The following is a 7,695-nucleotide window of genomic DNA, read 5'->3' as shown; positions in this document are numbered from 1 at the left end:
TCTACGAAGGCGACGGCAACTTCAACTACTACCGCAAGAAGCAGTGGTCGGTCGGTTACCAGTTCGAGCGCAACCTGACGCCGGCCTGGACGTTCCGCCAGAACACGCGGCTGATGCACCTGTCGCTCGACAACGGCTCGGTGTTCGGCAACGGCTTCGTCGAAGGCAGCACGACCGACGTGTCGCGCTGGGCCGGCGTGTTCCAGATGAACTACAGCCGCTTCGACATCGACAACAACCTGGAGGGCCGCTTCGCGACGGGCCCGTTGCAGCACACGCTGCTGCTCGGCTTCCAGTACAACCGCCAGACCGCGACCGACAGCGAATGGCTCGCCGCCGCGCCGCCGCTGAACATCTACAACCCGGTGTACCAGCCCGTCACGACGGCGGTGTTCACGCCCGACGCGACGATCCGCACCAACACGTACACGACGATGAACACGTTCGGCCTGTACGCGCAGGACCAGATCAAGTGGAACCGCTGGACGCTGACGCTCGGCGGCCGCGAGGACTGGGTCAACATGCGGATGGACGACCGCGCGGCCGGCACGTCGACGAAGGCGGACGTCACGGCGTTCACCGGCCGCGTCGGCCTCACGTACCAGGGCGACTACGGGCTGTCGCCGTACGTCAGCTACGCGACGTCGTTCAATCCGCTGATCGGCGTGAACCTGGTCGGCGGCGGGCTGCCGCAGCCGACGCGCGGCAAGCAGATCGAAGCCGGCCTGCGCTGGCAGCCGCCCGGCAAGAACCTGATGCTGAACGCGGCGATCTACCAGATCAACCAGACCAACGTGCTCACGTCGGCGCTGCCGAGCCAGGACCCGACCGGCACGAAGTCGGTGCAGACGGGCGAAGTGCGCTCGCGCGGGATCGAGCTGAGCGCGACCGGCAAGGTCACGCGAAACCTGTCGGTGATCGCGTCGTACGTCTATCAGGACGTGAAGAACGTGCAGGCCAACGACGTCTCGCTGAACAACTGGCCGGTCGACATTCCGCGTCCGCGCCAGATGGCGTCGCTGTGGACCGACTGGACCTGGTACACGGGGCCGCTCGCCGGCTTCGGCCTCGGCGGCGGCATTCGCTACCAGAGCGCGTCGGCCGGTGCGGCCGACAACTCGCTGACGGTATCGAGCGTCACGCTGTTCGACGCGGGCCTGCATTACGACGTGCGTAACTGGCGCTTCGCCGTGAACGGGACGAACCTGTTCAACCGCCATTACATCAGCGGTTGCCAGTCGAACAACGTGTGCATTTTCGGGACCGACCGCACCGTGATCGCGACCGCGAAATACAACTGGTGACGTCGCGCGCCGCGGCTCGCCGGCCGGCCTTCATGGCCGGCGCGGGCCGGCCGCGGCGCCTTCGTCCGCTTTTTCCACGACGCCTCCATGCCGAAGAAAAATCTCGTCTACATCCAGTCGCTGCGCAACGGCGCCGCTGATCGTGCCGGCCAGCCGGTCGCTTATCGTGGCGGCACGCGCTACATGAAGGCGCCGCTCGAATTCCTCGTCGAGCGCCTGAACGATTCGCCGCTCGGCGAACGCTATACGCTCCAGGGCGTGATCGTCGACGACGACGAAGGCTCGCCCGCCGACCGCGCGAAAGTCGCCGATTACGGGTTCGCGCGCACGCCGGGCCGCCCGTGGATTCTGCCGGAAGGCCTGACGGTGCAGGGCCGGCCGGTCGACGCGCTGTTCTGTTCGATTCCGTCGACGTACCGGCGGCTGCCGCGCGACGCGCGTGAGCGCGTGGCCGGCAAACAGGCATTCGAGCGGCGCCTGCTCGAGCGCCTGCTCGAACTCGACGCCGACGTCGTCGTGCTCGACGGCCTGCTCGTGATTCTCGACGAACTCGTCCGGCCGGGCGCGCGCTTTCATCGGCGCATCGCGAACATCCATCCGGGCATCACGGCCGACGATTCGCCGTATCAGCGGCGCGGCGCGTGGGCGACCCTCGACGCGCTGCACGGCGCGCGCGGCGAGCGGGTCGACTGGGCCACCGGCGCGACGTCGTCGATCGAACCCGTGACGATGACGGGCGCGTCGTTCCACTACGTCGACAACGGTATCGATTCCGGCGAGGTGATCTGCGACGTGCTCGACACGCCGATCGCGCCGGACGACACGATTCTCGAACTGCGCTGGAACAATTTCCAGCGCAGCCTGTTTCCGGCACTCGAGCGTGGGCTGCACGTCCTCGCCGACCGCCACGACGCGGGAGCATTGTGATGCAAGACACGCTGACGAAACCGGCCGGCGCCGCCGACGCTGTCGAAGGTGAAGTGGCCGCGGCGCTCGATGGCGCCGCGCAGGGGCAGGCGGCGGCCGTCGTCGAGCATGCGCTCGATGCATGGCGGCCCGACGACGCACCGGACGCGCTGCTCGCGACGTTCGTCGCGCTGTTCAACACCGACACGCGGCATGACGCGGCGACGATCTCGGTGCCGCGCGGCGGCGCCGATGCGGCGGCCGTGGCCTCGTACGTCGCGCGTGCGGTGCGTGAAGGCGTGATCGACGGCGCGCAGGTCGCGGACGACACGCTGCGGCTCACGGTGTCGCGCACGACGTTCTGGCAGAACCCGCGGCCGTGGCTGAAGGCGAGCGCATCGGGCGGGATGCCGCTGCGCTACGCGATCACGAACGGCCATCGGCATCCGGTACGGCCGCCGTCGCCGGCCGGCGAGATCTATGCGCGCCCTATGCCGCAGGTCGGGATGACGTTCAGCCTGCGCACCGTCGACATCGATGCGCACGCGGACCTCTTCAGCGGCTGGATGAACCTCGACCGCGTCGCGCATTTCTGGGATCAGCGCGGCACGCGCGACGAGCACGCGGCGTATCTGGCCGAACGGCTGGCCGATCCGCACATGCACCCGATGATCGGCTATTTCGACGACACGCCGTTCGGCTATTTCGAGTTCTACTGGGCGAAGGAGGATCGCCTCGCGCCGTTCTACGACGCGCACGACTACGATCGCGGGCTGCACCTGCTGATCGGCGACTCGCGGTTCCAGAGCGCCGGCAAGCTGCATGCGTGGTGGAGCGGGGTGCTGCACTACATGTTCGTCGACGAACCGCGCACGCAGCGGCTCGTCGGCGAGCCGCGCGTCGATCACGTGCGGCACATCGCGTACATGCACCGGCTCGGGTTCTACACGCTGAAGGAATTCGATTTCCCGCACAAGCGCGCGGCGCTCACGGTGATCGAGCGCGATACGTTCTTTGACACTTTCCGGTTGCCGTGACGGGGGTGGGGGTGCGCGGCGTCGGTGCGTCCGACGTGGTTGTCCTTTGCAAACGAGCCGCTCGCCGATTCCAGCTTCCTCGTCGAGCCGACCCGGGCAGGACGGTGAAAACGGCGTGACTGGCTGATGTCACGCCCGATGGACGAGCGGACCCGCGAGGAAGCCGCCGCGGAACGCATCGAGATACCGTTCCGCGTCGTCGTTGAATTCCCCGGGCAACAGCGCGAACGCGCGGGCCTGCAGATCCTGCCCGAGCATCGCGTAAGTCGCGTCGTCGGATAGCAGTGCGCGGATCGCATCGTGCGTGTGCGGTGACGCAATCTGCTTCGCGTCGCGTGCGAGCAGCGCCGCTGCCGCCAGCTCCGGCTGGAAGCCATGTTGTTCGATCAGGTCGGGCGCAACGTCCCAGATGCGCTCGCGATTGCCCGCATCGTGAAAATGCGTGAGCAGGAACAGCAGGTCGTATGCGTCGCTGTTCTGGCGCGCGCGCCGGTCCTTCCACGCGAGCAGCTTCAGCAGCGCGAGCGCCGGCAGGCTCGCCACCGGCACCGTGATGCCGGCGCCGATCGACACGGCGAGCGCCGTATCGACCGCCTCCTGAAACCCCAGCACGTTCAGCACGAAGTCGCCGCCCGGCGGCCATGCGATTTCGCCGGGCGGTGTTTCGAGCGGCCCGAACGGCACCAGATCGAGTTCGGTGCGAAACCCCGGCGAGCCGCTGTCGAACAGCAGTTTCTGCCGATGCTTCGGCGCGCGGGCGAATTGCCCGGTCGCGACGAGCGCATCGACGAGCCGCTCGTGAAACGGCCAGTTGACCGCGCACACAGCGACGTCGACGTCCCGCGTCGCACGCACCGGACGGATGCCGTGGACATGCCACATCAGGATGTCGCGCGCGGTCGCGCCGGCCACGACGAATGCCGCGTCGAGCCGGGCGCAGGCCGAGCCGACCGCCCGCAGCAGCGCGACTGCCGCCGGCTCGAGCGGCCGGCGCGCGTCGATTTCAAGCGGGCGGGTGGGCGAGGTATCGGTCATGGATGTGTTCGGCGGCGGCAAGATTGCGGCTGTCTCCGGACGAGACGAGATCCGCGTAGACCAACAGCGGCGGCACGAGCGGAACATCCTGCTCGCGCCAGTCGAGCGCCGGCGACGGCGGCCAGAACGCTTCGAGCAGCTCGACGTCGCCATGCTCGTCCGGGCGCAGGCGGGCTTGCAGCAGCAGGCGATTCGACATGGCGCCGTGCGTATAGACGGTGATCGCTGCCGGCTTCAGGTCGTGCGTGAGCAGATCGGCCGCCGCTTCGCCGCCGAGCCGCGCATCGAACGCGGCGAAATCGAAGCCGCGCCACCAGTCGGGTGCGATCGCGGCAAACCGCCGGGCCGGCAGTTTCGCGCGCAGGCGGCTCGGGTACAGCGCGACCCATTCCTGCAGGAAGCGCGGCCAGTCGGGCATCAGCCGTTCGCCGTTGCGCCGCTGCGCGACGAGGCCGCGCGCGATCAGGTCGTCCATCGCGAGGTTGACCGTGCCGAGCGCGACGCCCGACGCGGCGGCGATCGCCCGGTACGGCTGCGCGACGAGGCCCGGCTGCGTCGCGAGCGCGAACATCACGGCGAGCCCCTTCGGCGTGGTCGCGCGTGACGCCTGACGGCGCGGGGTGCGCGCAGGTTTCGGCCGGCCGGCGATCATCAGGGTGGCCTCCGGCTGGATCAGGCTCGCATTGCCGGCGGTATCGAGAAACGGGATGTCGTGCTCGATCAGGCGGGCGGCCAGTTCGGCAGAAAAATAAGGCGCGACCAGCATAAGTGGCCGCTCGCCCGGCGCCGACGTGCCGCCGCGGCGACGCAGCGCCGCCAGCGCAGCCTGCAGCGATTCGACGCCGACGCTCACGGCCGCCGGCATCTCGAAGCTCTGCCCGGCGATGTCGAAGCGGATCATTGCGTCGGCGCGCGCCTGGTACGCCGCCGGCACACGCACGGGCCGCGCAGCGAAGCGCCGGGTCGAGCGTCCGAACGCGGCACAGGCCTCGTCGAGCACATGCTGTTCCGATAGGGGGAGGGGGACGTTCGCCGGCATCACGGAGGATCGCTTGTTCACTGTTTTGTCAGCGTACACAAAAAATGTACAACCGTCAAAAAATGAACAAATGCTCTCAACCCTTTGATGAAAAGGAATTATTTTGGAACGTTGAGCTGACGCCAACGATAACCTCCACGTGAAAATCGAGCCTTAACACACAGTGTCGGGCGTGCCTCTCGCTCGCGGCAGTCGTCCGGACGGGATAGCCATCCCGGCAGCCGCGCTTCGCCTCCGCCCGTGCGATCGACTGGCAATCGCCAGTTGCCATCGTGACGACTTTCTGTCTATCCGGTTGCCGTTCGTCGGACTATCCTTGCCCGCATACTCACAGCACACAGGAGGCGACACCGTGACGTACAGCGTGATTCCCGCCGGCCTCGCCGACGAAATGATCGAGATCCGGCACCGCATCCATGCCCACCCCGAGCTGGGTTTCGAGGAATTCGCGACGAGCGACCTCGTCGCCGAGCAGTTGCAGTCGTGGGGCTACACCGTGCATCGCGGGCTCGGCGGCACCGGCGTCGTCGCCCAGTTGAAAGTGGGCGACGGCAAGCGGCGCCTCGGTCTGCGCGCCGACATGGACGCGCTGCCGATCCACGAAACGACGGGCCTGCCGTACCAGAGCACGATCGCGGGCAAGATGCACGCGTGCGGCCACGACGGCCACACGGCGATGCTGCTCGCAGCCGCGAAGCACCTCGCGCGCGAACGCCGCTTCTCGGGCACGCTGAACCTGATCTTCCAGCCGGCCGAGGAAGGGCTCGGCGGCGCCAAGAAGATGCTCGACGAAGGGCTGTTCGAGCAATTTCCGTGTGACGCGATCTTCGCGATGCACAACATGCCGGGCTTCCCGACCGGCAAATTCGGTTTCCTGCCGGGCTCGTTCATGGCGTCGTCGGATACCGTCGTCATCGACGTGCAGGGTCGCGGCGGCCACGGCGCGGTGCCGCACCGGGCGATCGATCCGGTCGTCGTATGCGCGCAGATCGTGCTGGCGCTGCAGACCATCGTGTCGCGCAACGTGTCGCCGCTCGACATGGCGATCATCACGGTCGGTGCGATCCATGCGGGCGAAGCGCCGAACGTGATTCCCGATCGCGCGCAGATGCGCCTGTCGGTGCGCGCGCTGAAGCCCGACGTGCGCGACTTGCTCGAAACGCGCATCAAGGAGGTCGTCCATACGCAGGCGGCCGTGTTCGGCGCGACCGCGACGATCGACTACCAGCGCCGCTACCCAGTGCTCGTGAACGATGCGGAGATGACGGCGTTCGCGCGCGGCGTGGCCCGTGAATGGGTCGGCGAAGCCAATCTGATCGACGGCATGGTGCCGCTCACCGGCAGCGAGGATTTCGCGTTCCTGCTCGAGAAACGGCCGGGCTGCTACCTGATCATCGGCAACGGCGACGGGGAGGGCGGCTGCATGGTGCACAACCCCGGCTACGACTTCAACGACGCGGCGCTGCCGACCGGCGCGTCGTATTGGGTGAAGTTAACTGAGGCGTTTCTGGTGTGACGGAGGATGCGGCGTGAGGTTGGAGCCGGGAATTCACAATCCGCTCCCAACCATGACAGACGGCATGTACCTTGCCTTGGTATTTGGTATATGCCCATCGTGTTCAAACCAAACGAAGTGAACCATGTCGAGAAAGGCGCCTGTTTCCCAAGACGATCACGTTGCCGAGTACGTCGACGCCGACGGGCTGTCGGAGCGATGCTCCGGCAGCGACACCATGCGAGCGAGATTGCGGCTGCTCGAATCACGCAACGCGCAGGTGCGCGCGTTGCAGGACGCGCTGGACGCCGGGGAGGCCTCAGGTCATCCCAATACGTTCGACGGAGAAACCTTCCTGGCCCGCATGCGGGCGCAACGCGTTGCGGCTAAGGCCGGTCACGTCTGGTCACGCGATTCCTGCCCCGAATCCTGAAGATCGTTGGCGTCGTACCGTCGAAGGTCGGCCGCTCGGCAAGCTGGCCGCTCATGTCTCGAACACTTCCCCACCGAACAAAGCCACGACCAGATCCGGATTCGACGGCCAGTACATGTGCATGTACGTCGCGACGATCGCGCCCACGCGATAAACGGCTTCGCCGCCGCCCTCCGAGCCATCGGGCCGCGCGGCGGTCGCGACCGGCACGAGCGGCGTATCCAGCCGCGAATAATGAAACGTATGACCGCGCATCGGTCCCGTGCCAGTATCGAGCTGCTGCATGCCGAGCGCCGCGAACCGGCGTTGCATCGTCGCATGCCCCGGCAGCAGGCCGAGCATCGGTGTCGTCGACCCATCCACGTCGGTCAGCGATTCGCACAGATACACCATCCCCCCGCATTCCGCGACGATCGGCCGGCCGGCTGCCGCATGCGCGCGAATCG

At 67.3% G+C, this 7,695-nt stretch carries 7 protein-coding genes and 1 pseudogene; 5 read left to right on the top strand and 3 right to left on the bottom strand.

Going from position 1 to position 7,695, the window contains the following annotated elements; all coding sequences use genetic code 11:
- From JMF90_RS15205 to JMF90_RS15195, 3 genes are all read left to right on the top strand, one after another.
- Positions 1-1,304, top strand: a 1,304-nt coding sequence (locus tag JMF90_RS15205; RefSeq protein ID WP_201325203.1) for a TonB-dependent siderophore receptor, incomplete at its 5' end; no start/stop codon positions are given.
- A gap of 87 nt (positions 1,305-1,391) precedes the next feature.
- Positions 1,392-2,231: a formyltransferase family protein gene (locus tag JMF90_RS15200; RefSeq protein WP_011545380.1), complete on the top strand. Its 840-nt coding sequence runs from the start codon at positions 1,392-1,394 to the stop codon at positions 2,229-2,231.
- Entirely contained in the window at positions 2,231-3,247 is a 1,017-nt protein-coding gene (locus tag JMF90_RS15195) for a GNAT family N-acetyltransferase (protein WP_011545381.1), read from the top strand. Before JMF90_RS15200 ends, JMF90_RS15195 begins: the two co-directional genes overlap by 1 nt.
- Before the next feature lie 129 nt (positions 3,248-3,376).
- On the opposite strand, the gene JMF90_RS15190 is transcribed toward JMF90_RS15195, so the two are convergent.
- Together JMF90_RS15190 and JMF90_RS15185 are read right to left on the bottom strand one after the other, a co-directional pair.
- A complete protein-coding gene (locus tag JMF90_RS15190; RefSeq protein ID WP_011694282.1) occupies positions 3,377-4,282 on the bottom strand; it encodes a nucleotidyl transferase AbiEii/AbiGii toxin family protein in 906 nt (301 codons plus the stop codon).
- Positions 4,251-5,321, bottom strand: a complete 1,071-nt coding sequence (locus tag JMF90_RS15185; protein ID WP_011545383.1) for a type IV toxin-antitoxin system AbiEi family antitoxin — start codon at positions 5,319-5,321, stop codon at positions 4,251-4,253. The genes JMF90_RS15190 and JMF90_RS15185 overlap by 32 nt, the downstream gene beginning before the upstream one ends.
- A gap of 352 nt (positions 5,322-5,673) precedes the next feature.
- On the opposite strand from JMF90_RS15185, the gene JMF90_RS15180 reads away from it, so the two are divergent.
- The gene (locus JMF90_RS15180; protein WP_011545384.1) at positions 5,674-6,837 is read left to right on the top strand and encodes a M20 aminoacylase family protein; all 1,164 of its coding nucleotides are present in this window, start codon (positions 5,674-5,676) and stop codon (positions 6,835-6,837) included.
- Between the two features lie 124 nt (positions 6,838-6,961).
- Positions 6,962-7,249, top strand: a complete 288-nt coding sequence (locus JMF90_RS15175) for a type II toxin-antitoxin system ParD family antitoxin (RefSeq protein ID WP_011545385.1) — start codon at positions 6,962-6,964, stop codon at positions 7,247-7,249.
- Positions 7,250-7,300: 51 nt separating this feature from the next.
- On the opposite strand, the pseudogene JMF90_RS15170 reads toward JMF90_RS15175, so the two are convergent.
- A pseudogene (locus JMF90_RS15170) lies at positions 7,301-7,695 on the bottom strand (cobyrinate a,c-diamide synthase); the annotation flags it as partial.

It is taken from the genome of Burkholderia sp. E168m23, assembly GCF_016586125.1.
GTDB classification, from domain to species: domain Bacteria; phylum Pseudomonadota; class Gammaproteobacteria; order Burkholderiales; family Burkholderiaceae; genus Burkholderia; species Burkholderia orbicola.
The sequence above is the reverse complement of the archived record's forward strand: the minus strand, read 5'-3'. Positions and strand labels throughout refer to the sequence as shown.

Bases quoted from the DNA above. Each gene is read 5' to 3' on its own strand.
- JMF90_RS15200 (WP_011545380.1), top strand. From the start codon at position 1,392: ATGCCGAAGAAAAATCTCGTCTACATCCAGTCGCTGCGCAACGGCGCC.
- JMF90_RS15195 (WP_011545381.1), top strand. From the start codon at position 2,231: ATGCAAGACACGCTGACGAAACCGGCCGGCGCCGCCGACGCTGTCGAA.
- JMF90_RS15190 (WP_011694282.1), bottom strand. From the start codon at position 4,282: ATGACCGATACCTCGCCCACCCGCCCGCTTGAAATCGACGCGCGCCGG.
- JMF90_RS15185 (WP_011545383.1), bottom strand. From the start codon at position 5,321: ATGCCGGCGAACGTCCCCCTCCCCCTATCGGAACAGCATGTGCTCGAC.
- JMF90_RS15175 (WP_011545385.1), top strand. From the start codon at position 6,962: ATGTCGAGAAAGGCGCCTGTTTCCCAAGACGATCACGTTGCCGAGTAC.